Annotated in this window: 16 protein-coding genes; 5 read left to right on the top strand and 11 right to left on the bottom strand. The window is 42.2% G+C overall.

Translation table 11 applies throughout. The features are described from left to right. Window positions 1-28: 28 nt before the first annotated feature. The 11 genes from putA to PE36_RS01100 form a co-directional block, all read right to left on the bottom strand. A complete protein-coding gene (gene putA / locus PE36_RS01050; protein ID WP_006030071.1) occupies window positions 29-3,145 on the bottom strand; it encodes a bifunctional proline dehydrogenase/L-glutamate gamma-semialdehyde dehydrogenase PutA in 3,117 nt (1,038 codons plus the stop codon). A 185-nt stretch (window positions 3,146-3,330) separates the two neighbouring features. After that, window positions 3,331-3,783 carry a YbaN family protein gene (locus PE36_RS01055; protein WP_006030072.1) on the bottom strand — a complete coding sequence of 151 codons (453 nt, stop codon included), beginning with the start codon at window positions 3,781-3,783 and terminating at the stop codon, window positions 3,331-3,333. Window positions 3,784-4,029: 246 nt separating this feature from the next. Continuing rightward, window positions 4,030-5,334 carry a TRAP transporter large permease gene (locus tag PE36_RS01060; RefSeq protein ID WP_006030073.1) on the bottom strand — a complete coding sequence of 435 codons (1,305 nt, stop codon included), beginning with the start codon at window positions 5,332-5,334 and terminating at the stop codon, window positions 4,030-4,032. Window positions 5,335-5,338: 4 nt separating this feature from the next. Next, window positions 5,339-5,947: a TRAP transporter small permease gene (locus PE36_RS01065; RefSeq protein ID WP_006030074.1), complete on the bottom strand. Its 609-nt coding sequence runs from the start codon at window positions 5,945-5,947 to the stop codon at window positions 5,339-5,341. Between the two features lie 85 nt (window positions 5,948-6,032). Beyond that, window positions 6,033-7,055: a TRAP transporter substrate-binding protein DctP gene (dctP, locus tag PE36_RS01070; protein ID WP_006030075.1), complete on the bottom strand. Its 1,023-nt coding sequence runs from the start codon at window positions 7,053-7,055 to the stop codon at window positions 6,033-6,035. Window positions 7,056-7,419: 364 nt separating this feature from the next. Then, the gene (locus PE36_RS01075; protein WP_006030076.1) at window positions 7,420-8,346 is read right to left on the bottom strand and encodes a LysR family transcriptional regulator; all 927 of its coding nucleotides are present in this window, start codon (window positions 8,344-8,346) and stop codon (window positions 7,420-7,422) included. Window positions 8,347-8,596: 250 nt separating this feature from the next. Continuing rightward, the gene (locus PE36_RS01080) at window positions 8,597-10,099 is read right to left on the bottom strand and encodes a CoA-acylating methylmalonate-semialdehyde dehydrogenase (protein WP_006030077.1); all 1,503 of its coding nucleotides are present in this window, start codon (window positions 10,097-10,099) and stop codon (window positions 8,597-8,599) included. A gap of 44 nt (window positions 10,100-10,143) precedes the next feature. Beyond that, a complete protein-coding gene (locus PE36_RS01085) occupies window positions 10,144-11,478 on the bottom strand; it encodes an aspartate aminotransferase family protein (RefSeq protein ID WP_006030078.1) in 1,335 nt (444 codons plus the stop codon). A 340-nt stretch (window positions 11,479-11,818) separates the two neighbouring features. Beyond that, entirely contained in the window at window positions 11,819-12,454 is a 636-nt protein-coding gene (locus tag PE36_RS01090; RefSeq protein ID WP_043993567.1) for a trimeric intracellular cation channel family protein, read from the bottom strand. 265 nt (window positions 12,455-12,719) lie between these two features. Then, entirely contained in the window at window positions 12,720-14,120 is a 1,401-nt protein-coding gene (locus tag PE36_RS01095) for a hypothetical protein (protein WP_043993569.1), read from the bottom strand. 208 nt (window positions 14,121-14,328) lie between these two features. Continuing rightward, window positions 14,329-14,913: a cache domain-containing protein gene (locus tag PE36_RS01100; protein WP_006030082.1), complete on the bottom strand. Its 585-nt coding sequence runs from the start codon at window positions 14,911-14,913 to the stop codon at window positions 14,329-14,331. Between the two features lie 310 nt (window positions 14,914-15,223). On the opposite strand from PE36_RS01100, the gene PE36_RS01105 reads away from it, so the two are divergent. The 5 genes from PE36_RS01105 to PE36_RS01125 are packed head-to-tail and all read left to right on the top strand — an operon-like array spanning window position 15,224 to window position 19,864. Continuing rightward, window positions 15,224-16,273, top strand: a complete 1,050-nt coding sequence (locus PE36_RS01105; RefSeq protein ID WP_006030083.1) for an ABC transporter substrate-binding protein — start codon at window positions 15,224-15,226, stop codon at window positions 16,271-16,273. Window positions 16,274-16,304: 31 nt separating this feature from the next. Beyond that, window positions 16,305-17,171, top strand: coding sequence for an alkaline phosphatase family protein (locus tag PE36_RS01110; protein ID WP_006030084.1), 867 nt, complete (start codon window positions 16,305-16,307; stop codon window positions 17,169-17,171). A gap of 8 nt (window positions 17,172-17,179) precedes the next feature. Beyond that, complete coding sequence (locus PE36_RS01115) at window positions 17,180-18,073, top strand: ABC transporter permease subunit (protein WP_006030085.1); 894 nt, start codon at window positions 17,180-17,182, stop codon at window positions 18,071-18,073. Continuing rightward, window positions 18,060-18,851: an ABC transporter permease gene (locus tag PE36_RS01120; protein WP_006030086.1), complete on the top strand. Its 792-nt coding sequence runs from the start codon at window positions 18,060-18,062 to the stop codon at window positions 18,849-18,851. The genes PE36_RS01115 and PE36_RS01120 overlap by 14 nt, the downstream gene beginning before the upstream one ends. After that, window positions 18,848-19,864, top strand: a complete 1,017-nt coding sequence (locus PE36_RS01125) for an ABC transporter ATP-binding protein (RefSeq protein ID WP_006030087.1) — start codon at window positions 18,848-18,850, stop codon at window positions 19,862-19,864. Before PE36_RS01120 ends, PE36_RS01125 begins: the two co-directional genes overlap by 4 nt. The last annotated feature ends 10 nt before the right edge of the window (window positions 19,865-19,874 follow it).

Below are 19,874 nucleotides of genomic sequence, written 5' to 3' on the forward strand. Positions count from 1 at the left end.
TTAACTCCTTAATTTACAATGACGCAGCTTAAGCGCTAACAACTTGCTTAGTGAAACGATAAAGATAATGTGGACCACCCGCTTTTGGACCCGTACCAGATAAACCTTGGCCACCGAAAGGTTGCACACCAACAACAGCGCCAACTTGGTCACGGTTAATGTAGCAGTTACCCACTCTTATTTGACGTTCGATATCGGTATAGGTACGTTCATTACGACTGTGGATCCCCATGGTCAAACCAAAACCAGTGGCATTAATCTCGGCAATCACCTTATTTAAATCAGCGGCTTTATAACGCACGATATGTAAAATAGGACCAAACTGTTCATCTTCAAGCTGGCTAATACTGTCAATTTCAAAGGCAATAGGCGCAATAAAGTCACCAAAATTACATTCGTCACTCAAGCTAACTTCACCAACCAACTTACTTGTCTCACGCATTTTATCGATGTGCGCTTGCAGCTTTTTCTTCGCCAGTAAATCAATCACAGGGCCGACATCGGTATGATGCAGCTGTGGAGAACCAACGTGTAATTCTTGCATTGCACCTTGGATCAAAGTGGTAATTCGGTCGGCAACATCTTCTTGTAAAAACAGTACGCGCAGTGCGCTGCAACGTTGACCCGCAGACGCAAACGCAGAACGCATGACATCACGTACAACTTGCTCAGGTAGCGCAGTACTGTCAACGATCATGGTATTTTGACCACCGGTTTCAGCGATCAGCGTCGCGACGTTCGTATCTCGTTTCGCTAATGCACGGTTAATGACTTGTGCCGTTGCTGTTGAACCCGTGAATACCACACCCGCAATACGCTCGTCAGCGGTCAGTAGTGAACCAACCGCAGCACCGCCACCAGGCAGGAGATGTACCGCTTCTTTAGGCACGCCTGCTTCTAACAGTAATTCCATGGTACGCGCCGCAATCAAACTGGTTTGCTCTGCAGGTTTCGCGATAACGGTATTACCGCTGACTAATGCCGCTGCAACTTGACCAAGGAAGATCGCTAACGGGAAGTTCCAAGGACTGATACAAACAAACACACCTTGTCCCTGACGCGTTACTTGCTGAGCGATACCATCAAAACGTACTTGGTTTTTTGCTACCGAGAAGTTTTCAGTGGCTTGCATCGCGTAGTAACGACAGAAATCAACCGCTTCACGCACTTCATCTAGACTGTCGTGAATCGTTTTACCGGCTTCTTTATGGCATAACGCCACTAATTCAGCTAAGTTCGCTTCCAGTAAATCGGCAACCTTATTTAAACATGCCGCACGCTCTGCCACTGGTACTGCAGACCATGTTGGGAAGTAATCCGCCGCGGTATCTAACGCTGTTGTTACTTCTGCAGGTGTTGACCACAATACTTGACCCACGTGAATACGACGATCGTAAGGGGCACTGACTGGTTTAGCGTTGGCTAATTCAGTGGTGATCACTTGCCCATTTACCACCGGCGCAGCTTGCCAGGTTTTTTGCATCTGTAAGCTTAGCTCGGTATTAAACGGCGTGATCTCACTGATGATATCAACATTGATGTTGCATGAGTTTTTACGCCCGGCAAAGATCTTAGTCGGTAATGGAATTAAACTGTTATGTAATGTCGGACGACTATCTAGGGTATCAACCGGATGTTCTGTTAATTCCGTAATCGGACAATCGGCATCAACCAAACGATGTACAAACGAGCTGTTGGCACCATTTTCTAATAAACGGCGAACCAAGTATGGCAGCAAGTCTTTATGGCTACCCACTGGCGCGTAAATACGGACATTTATCCCATAGATCGCTAATGCGTGGTTATACAGCGCATCACCCATGCCGTGTAAACGTTGGAATTCAAATTCTTTATGCTCTGCCATGGTCGCAATTGCTGATACGGTGTGCGCATTGTGACTGGCAAACTGTGGATAGATACAACCGCGGATTTGTTCACTTAACAAGAAGCGCGCACACGCAAGATAGGCAACATCAGTTGCTTCTTTGCGGGTATAAACCGGGTAAGCATCATAACCATTTTGCTGTGATAGTTTAAGTTCAGTATCCCAATAAGCACCTTTCACTAAGCGCAGCGGAATCACATCACCCTGCTCTTTTGCTAATGCCGCAAGCCAAACTAGTGTCGGCAAGGCACGCTTAGAATAAGCTTGTACCACGATACCGAATTGACCCCAACCTTGCAGTTTCGGATGACGGTAGAGTTTTTCAAATAATGCGAGAGATAACTCTAAACGATCTGCTTCTTCCGCATCGATAGTAATGCCAACATCTAAATCACGTGCACGTAATAGTAGTTCTAATACCGTGTCGTGCAGTTCTGTCATCACGCGCGCTTCGTTAGCCACTTCATAACGCGGGTGCAATGCAGATAACTTAATTGAAACCGTTGGCGAAGGCGTTTTGTCGTTGCCGTAAGTATTCTTACCCACCGATTCGACGGCTTTGATGTAATCATTAAAATATTTTTTCGCATCGGCGGTGGTTAATGCCGATTCACCCAACATATCAAACGAATAGGTAAAACCTTTATCGCGAAATGAACGGCTATTTTTTTGCGCTTCAACAATGTTACGACCCAATACAAATTGGTGTCCCATGATCTTCATGGCTTGGTTCATTGCTTGACGAATGATCGGTTCAGACACTTTATTCACTAAACGGCTAATGGTGCTGCTCACCGATTTAGTGTCTTTGCGATCCATGCTGACCACTTTACCGGTCAGTAATAATCCCCAAGTGGATGCATTCACAAATGTTGAATCAGAATTCTTTAGGTGTGATTTCCAATCTGCGACGCTTAATTTGTCACGAATTAAAGCATCTGCAGTGGCCGCATCCGGAATACGCATCAATGCTTCAGCAAGACACATCAACAAGATACCTTCTTTGGTATCTAGGCTATATTCCAATAACAAGGCATCAATCATTTGGATGGCTTGTTTATCAGCGCGCACGCGTTCAATTAACACAGTGGCATTGGTGGTGATCTGAGATTTTTCTTCTGCAGATGGGCGTGCCATTGGTAGCAATTCTGCTAACCATTTTGACTCATCAACCATATACAAAGGAGATATTAACTGCCAAAGTTCATCCAGTGGACGATCTATAAACGACGGAGAAAGTGCATCTAACGCTTTAAACATACCAGGGTCCTCTTAACTTACGAAATTTAATGCTGCGAGAGTGTTACATTAAAGATACGAAAATAATATGAGTTAGTTAGCAGAAATAGAAAGAAAATGCGCTTTATATAAAATAATTAGTACTTCACTTCAGTTTATGCGGCAATTTAAGACCAAATGCCGCATAAAAATCAGAAAACTAGTCTTTATGGTAAGCGTTGTAAGGATAGAAGGTGGCGGCTAACAAGACAAGCTGTGACCAGCAATAGTATTTTTATAGTCCAGATAGGCGCAAAATAGATGGCTAATAACATCGCCAACCACATACTAGAAAGTGAACTCCAGAGTTGTTTTTTACTGATGCCTTTACGTAATAGGTAATTGGTTAAGTATGGTCCGAGATAGCGATGATTAAACAGCCACAACTGTAATTTTCGTGAAGAACGACTAAAACACGCCGCCGCCAACAATAAAAATGGCACCGTCGGTAATAAAGGTAAAAAAATACCCAGCACACCAAGCGTAACAGCAAGACAGCCAGCACACAGCAATAATGCCCGCCATGGCTGCGACACTAAAAAGTTTTCAGCAATGATAGGTTCACTAGCCATACCGTCAAACTCAGTTGTACTTGGTTTGGTCGAAGATTTATTCATCATCGTTTTGTCACCTCTTTATTAGCAATAAACAGCTGTATTGTTATGCACCATACCTCATCATAAAGCAGCGCAGGCATTGAATACTAGTTTAGTTACTATTTTAATACTGGCGAGTCCCCACTAAATTGAGGAATATTAATATTAAGGAGGGATTTCACCGCAGTTCGAGAACAAATGATGCAGTCAAAAAATCTGGGCCATCAGACTTAAATCAAAACCTGATAGCCCAGCAAACACAAATGTAAATTACTCAATTCCCATCAATAATCGCGGTAAAAATAGTGCGAGGTCAGGAACAAAAGTCACCAGTATAACCATAGGTAAATGACCAAAGAACAATAGCTTAACTGTAGGTACAATATATTTATTAAGTGGTAATTTCGCGACGCCTCCAGCCATATAGAGCATGGGGGCGCAAGGGGGAGAAACATTACCCAGTCCAAGGTTTACGCCAACGATAGCAGCAAAATGAATAGGGTGAATACCAAGGGCCTCCACGACCGGCAAGAAAATAATCGCCGCTAATACACCACCAGAAATATCATCGACAATCATCCCAATAAGCAATAGTAATAAATTGATAATCAATAGAATAACGAGCTTGTTATCCGATATTGTTAACAAGGCTTCGGCAAGCTGTTTGGGAATTTGCTCAAGGATCATTGCTCGACTCATAATAAACAAGAAGAACAGCACCGCCATAATGGATCCTGTCATAGTAACAGCCCTCACAGTGGCACTGCCTAAGGTTTTAAATGTCAGTCCCTTGTAGACCATCAAACTTACCGGTATCGCATAAATAACCGCAATTGCGGCTGCCTCAGTTGGCGTAGCAATGCCACTGTAAATAGCACCTAAAATAATGATTGGCATCAGCAATGCAAAGAATGCATTGTATCCCGACTTAGCTACACCGCGAACCGCTTGGGCAAAAGGGAGAGCAGGTTCGACTTTTATAGAGGTATCATTACGTAAAAACCAGAAATTCAAGCCGCAGTATATTAGCGTTAGCATGATGCCAGGAATAATCGTCGATAAAAAAGCAGCGCCGACAGACAGTCCTCCGGTAATCGAAAAAATAATCATCGGGATACTTGGCGGAATTAACAACGCAAGTACCGAAGAACAGGCAACCAAAGCCGTCGCATGTCCCTCTGGATAACCCTCTCTAACCATCCGCGGGATCATGATTTGTCCGATCGCGGCAATCGCCGCCGATGAACTGCCTGAGATCGCGCCAAAAAGCGCACAGGTCAACACGGTTACAGCACCCAGACCACCCTTAAGGCGACCAACGATTGAATTAACAAAATCAAGTAAACGTTCTGAGATCCCGCCTTCAGCCATTAGGATCCCAGCTAAAATAAACAGTGGCAACGCTAACAGCGCAAAACCACTCGCGGTATTAAAGCCATGGGTGACTAAAAATGAAATATCATTACCGGTAGCATAGGTAAATAAAATAGCGCCAATACCAAATGAAAATGCTACCGGAATTTCAGCTAATAACAAAATAACTATGACTAGCATAGATAAAAAGAAGATAACCATAATGCTAGTCCTTACCGTTGATTAAAGATTGATGCATAGGAGCTTTCGGTTGGCGTTTAGCCGCTAACATAGCGCGGAAATCTGTCACTGCATGCAGTAAGAAATAGCTCGCCATCATCAAAAAACCAAAGATCATGCTGCCACTCCAGAGTCCTTTAGGCCATTGTAAATACAGACTCATGCGTCCTTTTTCAATCATATATAATCCGTATTTAGTCGCGTAATAACCAAAAATACAGGCGGCAAAGGCACAAATAACCGAGCCGATAAAGCGGATCATTTCAATTTTAAACGGGTCGCTAACAACGAGGCTAACGATACCGCCGTGAATGTGTGACCGCTGCTTAGTGGCATAGCCCATACCGAGAAAGTATATCCATACCGCCATTAAAATTGCAGCTTCTTCTATTCCCGCAAAAGGAGAATCAAACGCATAACGCATGATGACTTGGGCGAACATTAATATGGCGAGTCCGAGACCGCTAAAGATCATCGCCACTTTGAGACAGGAATCGAGCAAAAATTCAAACCGCTGCAGCACTGATTTTTTTACTTTACCTGGGGAGTCAACCTGCGGTGGTAGACTAGCGGATGCTAATTTGCTGGGATTCATAAAAATATCCTCTTACATCTGGAGGTTTTTGGGCCAGGTCATGTGATTACGGACCTGAACCCAGATTAGGCATAATAAGGAATTACTAAATACCAGCTATCTCACGCATCATGTTCATGATATCGCTACCGACTTTTTTCTCCATGTATGGCCATTCTTTTGCGTACAGGATATCTTTAGCTTTAGTCAGCTCTTGGTCTGATAATTCAATAACTTTAATCCCATTATCGCGAACCTTGTCTAAGAATCCGTTATCGAGCGATTCCGCTTCCTGCCAAGCCCATTTGAGTGTTGCATCCGCTGCCGCTTGCATTTTATTTCTCTCGGCCGCTGGAAGATCTTCCCACCAATCTTTATTGACTAACCAGAAAGCATGCTCAAAATAATCTCGGGTTAAAATGTAAGCTTCTAACACATCACGCATCTGGTAGATTTCAACTGCCGGACCAAACGCTCGACCATCTACCGTACCGAGTTGCAGAGCTGTATACAGCTCAGAATATGGCATAGGAACCGCAGCAAAACCCCAGTTTTTAAAACGTTCAATCGCGAGTGGAGATGGGATCACCCGCATTTTTATGCCTTTTGCATCTTCAGGAAAGTTGGTCGGAATTTTGTCGACACCTTTGCGGATAGTAATAGAACCAAAACCGGTTGGAATAGTACCGAGGGCCACGAGATCCAAATCGGCAAAAATATCATTGTACACATCTAACATCGGGCCACCTGGGCCGTAAACTTTACGTGCACTTTCCCAGTCATCAACCACATAACCTAGCCAAGTCAGATCGAGTCGGCCATCAAATTCAGACGCGCCATAAGTAATCGTCATGGGAATAACACCCATCATCGTTTGCTCAAACTGCGAGGTCCAGTCACCTAAATCACCGCCAGGATGATAATCGGCTGTATAAGCAGAGCCTTGTTCTTTCATTTGTTCGATAAATTTTTGGGAAGTCTGGTGAAAGATATGCTCGGTGTTATAAGCCTGGGCAAAAATAAACTCATCACCAGCGATAGCAGTATTGGCTGCCGACACACTCAACACAGCGGCAAAGCTACAAGCAGTAATAAGTTTATTTTTAGTGATTTTTGTTTTATTCAACATAATATCAATCCTCTATTTTAGGTTTTATAAGCCTTACTTTAGAATGATTGTCATTCCAACTTAGGCGAGGTCAAACTGATTCTGCTCCGCTTTATAGTTTATATAAATCCAAGAGATCTTATCTAAAGTTAACCATTTGTTAACCTAATGAGGCCGATATGTTTATTGGTTGTTTAACCACCTGAAATTAACCTAATAAACTTAATTATGATTAACATGTAGATTTTTACATCTAAATTAAAGCTTCCAGCAAACTATTACTCTGACACGATTGAAGTCACAAGAATGAAAAAGCGCCTGACGTGCGCTTTATACTCATCAATTTTGAATATGCTTGGATATAACAATAGGATTTTGGAAGGGGTTATTTCACCGCAGTATTATCGAGTAGCTCCATAAAAGTATCTAAAATAATATTTGAACGGCTACTTTTTCTGGTCACTGCCGAGTAGCTGCTGGTGATGCGAAATCTATCCGGTTTTATTGCTCGAACCTTGCGATCTGTCACCCATTGCCGAGCCAAGTGATCGGGTAAATAACCGATGTAACGTCCAGTAAGAATCAAAAAAGCGATACCTTCACGATCAGTGGCGCTTGCCGTGCTATTGAGCTTCTGTAGCGACTGCTTAATTTCAGGTGTCTGTTGATAAGACAGTACCACCGCATCAGACTTTGAGATCATCGCGTTGGTAAGCTGTGTATCGTCGAGATTAAAAAATGGATGATCTTTACTGCAATAGAGGAACGATTCTTCCTGATATAACGGATAGTAATTGAGACCAGGTAATAATCGTAGTTCAGGAACCGCACCGACATGTAACCGACCATCAAGCACATTGATCTCAATTTGATCCGGCGGCATCATCTTAATGTTAATGTGTATTTCAGGCCCCAAATCTTTTAGCGCCATAAGCGCATCAGTCAGTCTCATGTGTTCGATGGTGGTCAGATTATCGGTAATACCGATATTAAGTTCGCCTTTAAGTTGCTCATTAATCGCGTTGACCTGAGTCCGGAATGTTTCTAATGCGATCAGTAACTCAAGCACCGACTGATAAACCTCAGCGCCTTCTTCGGTCAAAGAAAAACCGGTACGACCACGCTGACAAAGTTTTAAATTAAGTCGTTGTTCAAGATCAGAAATAGCAATGCTGATTGCGGGACGACTAATATTTAATTCGACCTCAGCGGCTGAAAACCCGCCACAATCCACCACGGTTTTGAATATCCGTAATGTCCGTAGATCTATATTACTGACTTGGCCTGTGAAACCTCGCTTTTTAATCGTCATATCTCACCAATAGGTAAATAAATGCTTAATAAAAATTAATCACGTTAAGATTTATTAAAGTTATCAGTCGATAAAGTTGGAGTCAATATCTACTCAGGGTAACCAGTAAGCGGATGTGATATCGGTAATAAAAGCGGTTTAATGAGGATGTTATTGAAAGATGAAAGTGTAGCCAAAACATGAATTAACATGTCGTTAGAATGCGGCTTAACATTGATTAAGCCGCGCTGATGCTGTTGCAAGTAATTAACTAAGCAAACGCGAAACTTGCGCCTTCGCGAACGCCACTTGACGGCCAGCGTTGAGTGATCGTTTTACGTTTAGTGTAAAAACGTACACCATCGGGACCGTAGGCATGTAGATCACCAAACAATGAGCGTTTCCAGCCACCGAAACTATGATAAGCAACTGGCACTGGTAATGGAACGTTAATGCCAACCATACCCACCTGGATATTATCCGAGAAATAACGCGCAGCCTCACCATCACGGGTAAAGATACAGGTACCATTACCATACTCATGATCGTTAATTAACTGCATCGCCTCTTGCATGGTTTTAACCCGCATCACCTGCAATACCGGACCAAATATTTCAGCCTCGTAACTGTCCATTTCAGGAGTAACACCATCAATTAAGGTGGCACCAACAAAGAAGCCATTTTCATAACCTTTAACCACAGGCTGGCGACCATCAACAACAATCTTTGCACCCTGATTTTCGGCGCTGGTGATATAACCCTCTACTTTGTCTTTATGTGCCTGAGTAATTACCGGGCCAAAATCATTGCTCGCGTTGTCATAAGCGCCAACACGAAGATCTTTCATCGCTACAGCCATTTTTGCCACTAACGAATCAGCTGCTGCATCACCGACGGCGACAGCGACTGATAGCGCCATGCAACGCTCTCCTGATGAACCAAATGCCGCACCGAGCAATTGATTTACCGCGTTATCCATATCGGCATCGGGCATAATGATGGCGTGATTTTTAGCGCCACCGAGGGCCTGACAGCGTTTACCATTGGCACTCGCTGTGCTGTAAATATACTCGGCAATCGGCGTTGAACCCACAAAACTGACCGCTTTGACTCGCTCGTCATTTAATAAAGCATCGACGGCTTCTTTATCGCCGTTAACCACATTCATCACACCATCAGGTAGGCCTGCTTCTTTTAACAGTTGGGCGATGAATAGGGTTGAACTTGGATCTCGTTCTGATGGTTTCAGGATAAAACAGTTACCACAAACAATCGCCAGCGGGAACATCCACATTGGTACCATTGCTGGGAAATTAAATGGCGTAATACCGGCAACGACACCTAAAGGCTGAAACTCACTCCAGCAATCGATATTAGGGCCAACATTTTTGCTATGTTCACCTTTAAGTAACTCAGGTGCACCACAGGCGTACTCGACGTTTTCAATTCCGCGTTGCAGTTCACCTGCCGCGTCGTGAGATATCTTGCCGTGCTCTTCACCGATTAATCTACAAATAGTATCGGCATTTTTTTCTAATAATTCTTTGAAGCGAAACATAACCCGTGCACGTTTTATTGCTGGGGTATTTCGCCATTGTGGGAAGGCGGCTTCAGCTGCCGAAATTGCCTGTTCAACCGTTTGTTTTGACGCTAAAGCAACTTTTTTTTCTGCTTGGCCTGTTGCAGGGTTAAAGATATCTTGAGTACGGGTATTATCACTAATATTAGTTTCTACCATTTCACCATTGATTAAATGACCAATTACGTTATTCATATAAATTCTCCACTCGAGGTTATTAAGCCTCACAATTAAATTGTTTAAACTATTTCGTTAAAGGTCTCGCCAAGGGCATTAATCAACGAATCAATTTCTTCACGTTCACTGGTAAATGGCAGGCCAAGCTGAATAGTTGCACCGCCATAACGTACATAAAATCCTTTCTGCCACATTTTCATCGCGATTTGATAAGGACGTAATCCTGGTTCTCCCGCTATTGGAGCGATAGTAAAACCAGCGGCAAAACCATAATTACGAATATCGGTAACGTGTTTACAACCTCTAAGGCTATGGACCATTTCTTCAAAATAAGAACTATGATCCTTAACACGTTCAATTAATTTATCTTTTTGTAAAATTTCTAACGCAGCAAGCCCCGCAGCACAGGCAACTGGATGGGCGGAATAGGTATAACCATGCGGGAATTCCAGCATGTATTCAGGACCGCCGTGTTCCATAAAGGTGTCATAAATTTCTTGCTTGGCGATAACTGCGCCCATTGGAATGGTGCCATTTGTCATCTGCTTCGCGACATTAATAATATCAGGAGTGACACCGAAGGCTTCCGCACCGGTATTTGCCCCCATGCGACCAAAGGCGCAAATAACTTCGTCAAAAATCAATAGAATATTGTGCTGGTCGCAAATTTCACGTAAGCGGTTCAAATAACCCACTGGCGGCGGAATAACCCCGGCAGACCCAGCCATTGGCTCTACGATAACCGCCGCAATATTCGAGGCATCGTGCAAAGCAACTAAATCGAGTAAGTCATTGGCAAGCTCATACCCGGTTTTCGGCTGGCCTTTGACAAAAGTATTTTCGCTTTGCATTGTATGACGTAAATGATCAGCCTCTACCGCGGGGCCATATAACGAACGGTTAGCAGCGATACCGCCGACAGAGATCCCACCAAAGTTAACACCGTGATAACCCAAGCCTCGACCTATTAATTTGGTCTTGCTGCCCATGCCCTTTTTACGCCAGTATGCACGCGCCATTTTTAACGAGGTTTCAACTGCTTCAGAGCCAGAGCCGGTATAAAAAACGCGATTTAGCCCTTTTGGCATAAATTCGACGATTTTCTCCGCCAGTTCAAATGACTTTGGATGTCCAAATTGAAATGCAGGTGCATAATCCAATTGTTTTATTTGTTTACTCACCGCTTCAGTAATTTCCGGACGGCTATGACCAACACCACAACACCATAGGCCAGATAAACCGTCAAAAATTTTCCGACCGTCGGCATCAGTATAATAATTCCCCTCTGCTGAGACGATTATGCGTGGATCTTTTTTAAACTCACGGTTTCCAGTGAAGGCCATCCAGTGGGCATCGAGTTGTGCTTGGCTGATGCCATGCGTCGCTTGGTTGTTCATCTTTCACCTCAGCATATATAAGAGTTAGACTTAAGAATCAAACTTAAGATGTTGTTATTATCAACACTGGGTCAGATTAATAAATCTATAATTATTGAACCTTGATTAAGTAAATGGTTAAGTAAATGGTTACCTTATTGAGCTGAGTTGATATTGGAGTTAACTCAAGACTACGAGCATAGTGAGGTGAAACAACTTTTCATGACCAAAAAGTCTGGTGATTAAATCGATTTTCAATTTAGAATAAGCGGGATATTTTCAATAACCTGATGCGGGAAATACTTAAAAATATAAGCATGTAGAATATGGTGTGAAGTCGCGGTCCTAATATTAAGACACCTCAATTTCGTGGGGAACCGTCCGATTTTAATAATAAAAAAGCAGGAAAACTTAGCTTTTTCACGACGATAAAGAAGCGCATAGATACAATCAACACCATACAGATAAGTGCCGCTAGTGTTATATCAATATTTAAGTTAACCAATACAATATACAGGCAACAACCTAAAATAATCGGAGTTGCATACAGCTCAGTATTATTAAACAAGGTTTGGCGATGCGCGAGAATATCCCGTAATACTCCACCAAATATGGCTGTAACCAACCCCATAGAGACTGACACATAAGCCGCGTAACCGCCGCTGTATAATTGTTGCGTAACTAATATCGAGAATAGCGATACGCCGATGGTATCAAACATAATAATAAGTTTGTTGAGGCGATTTTTACGGATGTGAGTAATCGTGAAAAAGCCAATGACCGCACTGATCAATGCAGTCCAAAAATAACTGGGATCACGGATCCAAAAGATGGTCTCGGCAGACAAAATAAGATCGCGTAAGGTGCCACCGCCTAATGCAGTGATCCAACCGAGCATCATGATACTGACTATATCTTTACCGCGATTAGACTCGACCAATACCCCACTGAGCGCAAACGCAACAATGCATACCATTTCTAGGCTATAGACCAACATTTGCAACTCCTTGTCGCGCCAAACTCACTATGTGCATACAAACTCACTACCTGAATATAAGTACCAGACAAGCTAGCAGTCTACCCAGTGACTCCATTCATTAGCAACCATAACGACAACTATTTTAGTCAAATTGCGCGCTCTGTTCATGCTGTCAGTCAACGGTTCTGATGGCCAAAACAACAAAACCCCAGCAAGCTGAGGTTTTATTATCATTAATATTTACAAGCGGCTTTGTAAATAACCTATATTTACATGATGCGTATTAACGATTGAGCAAAGTATAAGCGTCCGTGTATTTGGTTTTATTATTTTGCACCGTATCCGCGGGTGACAACACAACAGAAACCAAATCTGAAGCTGCATGTTCATACATGAAGAATGTTTGTAAATCAGCCGTTAGTGTATCAGCCGATAATACCGCGATAGTTAGATTAGTCGCATCCAGCTCCGGGTTGTCTAAGTTAGCCAATGCAAGATCTGGAATGATCACATCACCACCGCTTGTTACTTCACTGTAAATAACATGATTTAATGTATTCGAACTGTCATAAAGAATGTCATATTCACTTCTTTGTAAGCGCGTTAATGTAGAATCAATACCCTGTGCTTGAAACATAAAATTGGACGCTACGTTATTAATGACAGGATCGTCATTACTGAGCGTTAACTCTGTTGGTAGGTTAACGTCTAATGAGACAGGTAGTAATTCATCATTGTGTCTGAAGTTCCAATTTGAGGTTGTTATACCTGCAGCGTTATAGCTCCAATTCGTTTCCGTATCTACGTAAACAAAACCAGTCGTCACCCCCGTGGCCGCAACAAATGTTGCATCAATCCATGGGTAACTGTAATTACCTCGATTTAATCGTACCGATAACGTATTAAGCTCATTAGGATTTAATCCGATGGTCCAATTATGAGTAGAGAAAGTTACACCAGATAAAGGCGTTGGATCCTTATACTGAACAGAGGTTAGCGTTGAGACAAACGCATAGTCAACTAATAAACCGTTATTATAAGCGCGTACTAGTACATCTTCATTATTTAATACACTGACTTCTTTACTCGTAGAAATATCGGCAGCAAGTTCACTCTGCGATGAGTTAAAAGCATAAGCATTCGCGGGAATAGCCGTAGTATGCACCGAAGCATAGCCTGAATCTGACGTTGCTTTTTTGTTCGCGGTATAACAAGAAACATCACCTTGATTTCGGTTCACGTCAATAATAAGATCACCCAGTAATGATTTCTGGATTGATAATACTTTGTAGAACGTATCTGTATCACTCGGCGAATCAATAACGGATATATAACCACCATCAGCTACGTTATTTTCAGCAATACTTAATATACCTGCAGCTGTAATTGCAGATGATAAATCTTCGACGAACTCGCCATTTTCATCATACATTTTAACAGTGACATCGGTTGCTAATTTTGCATATGTTTCTTTGCCTACCGTCTGACCGTCAACATCAAACAGAGTACAACTAGCAGAACCTGTACCTTCATCTCGTTCTACTAATTGCACAAACTGAAACGTATATTTAGTGATTGGTGTAGAACCGGAACCTGAACCAGAGTTACTACTATCACTGCCACCGCTGCCGCAGCCTGATAGCAGTACACTTGCCAACACTGAAGTTATTATTGATTTTCTCATTTTCGATTCCTTGATCACACCGTCAAAATATTGGTTATTTCGTTTTTAATGCAATAAAAATGCCAATTTTAATACTAACGGGGGCCAGATGTTGAGGTCGATTGATATTGATTAATTCATAATAAAAGTCTGTATTGAAAACAATAAAACCCCAGCAAGCTGAGGTTTAAATATTTAGTCAATCAGAGCATAAACGAGAATTGTATGACTAATTAGACGTCAGCATATTGAGAATAGACGCATCGACATCATTGATATAAACACCTTCACCATAGATCCAGCCCCAAGGAGAAAAATACTGCGTATAGGAGATCTTTTCCTGCTCTTCACGTATGGCATTAACGTTAGAGTAATAATAATAACGAGAATAACCACCATTCGCTCTGGTCACCGCTTCGATATGTAAAAGCTGATAGAGCTTTACACCATTAATGTCCATGATCTCTTTGACATTCTGATAACGCAATACAGAATTATTAATGGATTCAAGTAAGATATAATGATCCGTAAACACAAAAATGTAATTATCATTGTTTTTATTAATTTGATGTATTCTTTCAATAGCCAGCGACTGCGCGTCTAATAATGCTAACTCACCGTCAAGATATTGTTGATAATAACCGGTGATAATAGAGCCGATAAACTTAATGCGGGGTTCCAATGCACATCGACGTTGTTCGATAACATTATTACGGACATACAAAAAATAACTGGTACTTAACGCGATAAATAGCAAAGACAGTGTCCCTGCGACCAATAGCAATTTTTTTTCTAGTGATATTGTTTTTAACATTAATTAACTTAATGAACATTCACATCCCTATTAGTTCAACCTTCTGTTGAGAATAATAACGCAATCATACAGGACAAATATATAAATCTAAATAGTAAACACATGAAAGATACAACCTACCTACAAACCTTTACATAACAGTATATTACTCTAAATTTCGAGCCAGTTAATATAACGTTCATTATGCTTAAAACCACGATCTATTGTCATCTCGCTTTCATTAAACTGTCATAAATAACAACCATAGCTGTCACAAAACAGACATAACATACACAACGAACTTACTCACCTGTCTAGGAAGATAGAGATAATGAAAACGTTGCTAACCAGTACTACATTAATCGCAAGTTTGATGACAACGGCCGTTAATGCCAATGACAATCTTGATTCAATTATTGTCGCTGCAAAAAAAGAAGGCGCTGTATACAGTGTCGGCATGCCAGATAGCTGGGCGAACTGGAAAGATACTTGGGTTGATCTGAGTAATATCTATGGTTTAAAACACCAAGATACTGATATGAGTTCAGCACAAGAAGTGGCTAAATTTGCAGCCGAAAAACACCATGCAACCGCAGATATCGGTGACGTTGGTTTTGCTTTTGCACGTGTAGCCGTGAAACAAGGTGTAACACAAGCATATAAACCAAGTACCTGGGACAGCATTCCAAATTGGGCTAAAGATCAAGACGGCCACTGGGCACTTGCTTATACCGGCACCATCTCATTTATCTCGAATAATAATTTAGTCAAAAATCCGCCAAAATCATGGGACGACATTCTAACAGGTGATTATAGAGTCACTGTTGGTGATGTGGGCATCGCATCACAGGCGAATAATGCCGTGCTTGCGGCTGCATTTGCCCACGGTGGTAGTGAAAAAAATCTGAAACCAGCAATTAAGTTTTTCGCCGAATTGGCCAAACAAGGTCGCCTATCCCTTAATGATCCCGGTTTAGCTAATCTTGAAAAGGGCGAAGTTGAAGTCGCTATCCTTTGGGACTTTAATGCCCTGAGCTATCGCGATAAAATTGATCGTAATCGTTTCACGGTATCGATACCACAAGACGGTTCGGTTATTTCAGGTTACACCACCATCATTAATAAATATGCCCAAAACCCCAATGCCGCAAAGCTGGCGCGTGAATACATCTTCAGTGATCAAGGCCAAATCAATTTAGCCAAAGGTTACGCGCGTCCAATTCGTGACAATGTGACTTTACCAGCGTCAATCCAAGCGAAGTTATTACCGGCTGAGCAATATAGCAATGTGCACCCGGTAACAAATTTTAAAGCATGGGAAAAAAGCACCCGTAAGCTACCTCGTCAGTGGCAAGAAAACGTACTGATCCATATTAAATAGCAAAACATCCATATCAAATAACGAGAATTCAATGAACAATAAAGTCATACTTGTTGTTCTCGATGGTCTTAATCATCAAGTAGCCCGTGATTGCATGGGTTACTTGAATGCATTAATCGAACAAGATCGAGCGACACTTTATCCGGTTATCAGTGAACTACCATCCCTGTCGCGCCCGCTGTACGAGTGTTTATTAACGGGCGTAACACCAGCACAAAGTGGCATAGTGAATAATGATATTGTTCGTCTATCTCACCATAGCAGTATATTTAGTCTAGCCAAACAAGCCTCACTCACCACGGCAGCGGCTGCTTACCATTGGATGAGCGAGCTATATAACATCGCCCCTTACAATGCCGTGCGTGATCGCTTTACCCAAGATCCAAGCTTGAATATTCAACATGGTTGTTTCTATCACCTAGACCATTACCCTGATGAAATGTTGTTTTTGGACGCAGAGAATATACGCCAACAGCACCAGCCAGATTTCTTACTGATCCACCCGATGAACATCGATGATGCTGGGCATAAATTTGGATTGGATTCGAGCCAATACCGTAATTCCGCGCGTCGTGCCGATATCATCTTGTCTAACTATGTGGATGTTTGGTTACAAGCGGGCTATCAGATCATGATCACCAGTGATCACGGCATGAATAATGATAAGTCACATGGCGGCATCTTACCTGAAGAACGCGCGGTGCCTTTATTTGTGATTGGTGACGGTTTTAGCCACCAGCCTGCAACAATGAAACAAACGGATATTTGCGGCAACGTTTGCCAATTATTGGGGTTAACCAGCCATGATAAATCCTACAATCGGGATCTATTAATAAACAAGCCAGATCGATTGATCAAACAATCCAGATCGATTAATCAAGTTGTTGAAAGAGCGTAAATAAAGCTATGAACACTGTTTCTGTCCCTGTTACTCAAGTAACAACCACAAAGCCAAACCATAAGCGTTTGGCATTAACGAAGTTCAAACCAGCATTAATCTTACTGCCGTTTGCGCTGCTATTTTTTATGTTCCAAATTGCCCCTATGTTATGGGTGTTGGTCAACAGTTTCATTTATGAAGAAGCATTCAGCTTCGAAAATTATCAAGAGATCTTTGATTCAGCGTTTATCTTACAAGGATTTACCAACAGCCTGTGGTTAGCGATTACCTCTAGCTTAGTGGGTATTATCATTGCCGCATGTTTCGTTTCATCGCTGCGCCGCTTTGATTCAGGATTACGCGATTGGATCATTTCGTTTACCAATATGACCGCCAACTTTAGCGGTGTTCCTCTGGCCTTTGCGTTTATTATTATTCTTGGTTTTAACGGCGCGCTGACATTACTGCTGAAAAAATACGGCATTATTGACGACTTTAATTTATATGGTCAATGGGGACTGCTGGCCATTTATATCTATTTTCAAGTACCACTCGCCGTGCTACTGCTGTATCCGGCATTTGATGCGTTAAGTGACGATTGGCAAGCGGCATCCGCATTGCTGGGCGCGAAAACCTGGCAGTTCTGGCGCTACATAGCCCTGCCAGTCTTATCACCCGCCTTACTCGGTACCTTTATTATTTTGATTGCAAATGCCATGGGGGCATACGCCAGTGTTTATGCGTTAACGTCAGGTAACTACAATGTCATCACCGTGCGTATTGCCAGTTTAGTATCGGGCGATATTTTTCTAGAGCCTAATCTAGCCGCTGCCATTTCGGTGTTACTCATCTTATTGCTGGCGTTTATTACCATCATTAACCAAATGCTTATTGGCCGGAGTTATCATGCAAAACGCTAATGCTGCGTCGATCCATAAATTCGTTGTCTATGGCACCGTGACGTTATTATTCATCCCTATCCTCGCGACGTTTATTTATTCGATATCCTCTAGTTGGGGCGCGACGATTTTACCCAATGGTTTCACTGCCGGTTGGTATAGTCAGTTATGGCAAGACCCGCGGTTTATTGCCGCATTTGGTCGCTCACTGTTTGTTTGTATCTGCGCATTGATATTAAGTAGTGTGTTGATCATTCCTGCGATCTTTGTGGTGTTTTATTATTTCCCTAAATTAAATGGGCTGATGAATGTACTAATCTTACTGCCCTTTGCCGTGCCGCCTGTGGTGTCATCCGTGGGTTTACTGCAAATATATGCCGATAGTTCCATTCAAATTGTCGGTACACCATGGATCTTAATCGGCACCTATTTCACCATTGCCCTGCCATTTATGTATCGTGCCATCGCCAACAGCTTTGAAGCGATTAATTTAGCCGACCTGATGGATGCAGCACACTTACTGGGTGCCAGCACCGCGCAAGCATTCTTTATGGTTGTGTTACCTAATTTGAAGAAAGGGTTATTTGCCTCACTGTTTTTATCTTTCTCGTTCTTATTGGGTGAATTTGTATTTTCGAACATCTTGGTGGGTACGCGTTATGAAACCCTGCAAATCTATTTATATAATATGCGCCAGACCAGTGGTCACTTCACCTCAGCGTTAGTAATGACTTACTTCGCATTTATTTTTATTTTCACTTGGTTGGCCAGCCGTATTAGCCGAGGAGCTCCATCATGAGTTTTGTTACTGTAAAAAACCTGCAAAAAAGCTTTGGTAGTAATACCGTATTTTCAGATATTAACTTCAGCATCAAAGAAGGTGAATTTGTTACCTTACTCGGCCCCAGTGGTTGTGGTAAATCAACCTTGTTACGCAGCCTTGCCGGTCTGAATAACGTCGAAGCAGGCGAAATATGGGTGGGAGACCAAAATATTACTCATTTAGCGCCACAAAAAAGAGACATAGGTATGGTGTTTCAATCTTATGCTTTATTCCCAAATATGACGGTGGTAAATAACATCGCCTTCGGTTTAAAAATGAAGAAACTGAGCAAAGATGAAATAAACAAACAAGTGGCTCGCGTTATCGAATTGGTCGAACTAAAAGGCAAAGAACACCAGTATCCGCATCAATTATCAGGCGGCCAAAAACAGCGTGTGGCGTTGGCGAGAGCATTAGTGGTACAGCCAAAAATATTATTACTTGATGAACCACTGTCAGCATTGGATGCCCGTATTCGTAAGCACTTACGCCAACAAATTTGTGATATTCAAAAAGAACTTAACCTCACTACGGTATTTGTGACTCATGATCAAGAAGAAGCCATGACCATGTCTGATCGTATCTTTTTAATGAATGAAGGGTCGATAGTACAACAAGGCAGTGCGGAGCAAATATACACCCAACCACACAATGAATTTGTAGCCGGGTTCATGGGTAATTATAATTTATTGTCGCCGCAACAAGCGCAAGATGTGCTTAATATGCAAATCAATGGCAAACTGGCGATTCGCCCAGAATCAATTTATGTACGTGAAGCAGGTCGTACTTATGGTGAGCATATTTCTGCTCCGACCCAAGGCATCATTAAAAGTCATCAGTTATTGGGCAATGTGATCCGCTATCAAGTATCAGTCAAAGGCTGTGATATTACCGTGGATTTACTTAATCGTTCATCAGAGCGGTTATTCGAGGCTGGCACTCCGCTAGAGCTGCTGTTTAATTTAAATGAATTACAACAAGTGAGTTAAGGAAATGAAT

The sequence above is a fragment of the Moritella sp. PE36 genome (genome assembly GCF_000170855.1).
Lineage (GTDB): Bacteria > Pseudomonadota > Gammaproteobacteria > Enterobacterales > Moritellaceae > Moritella.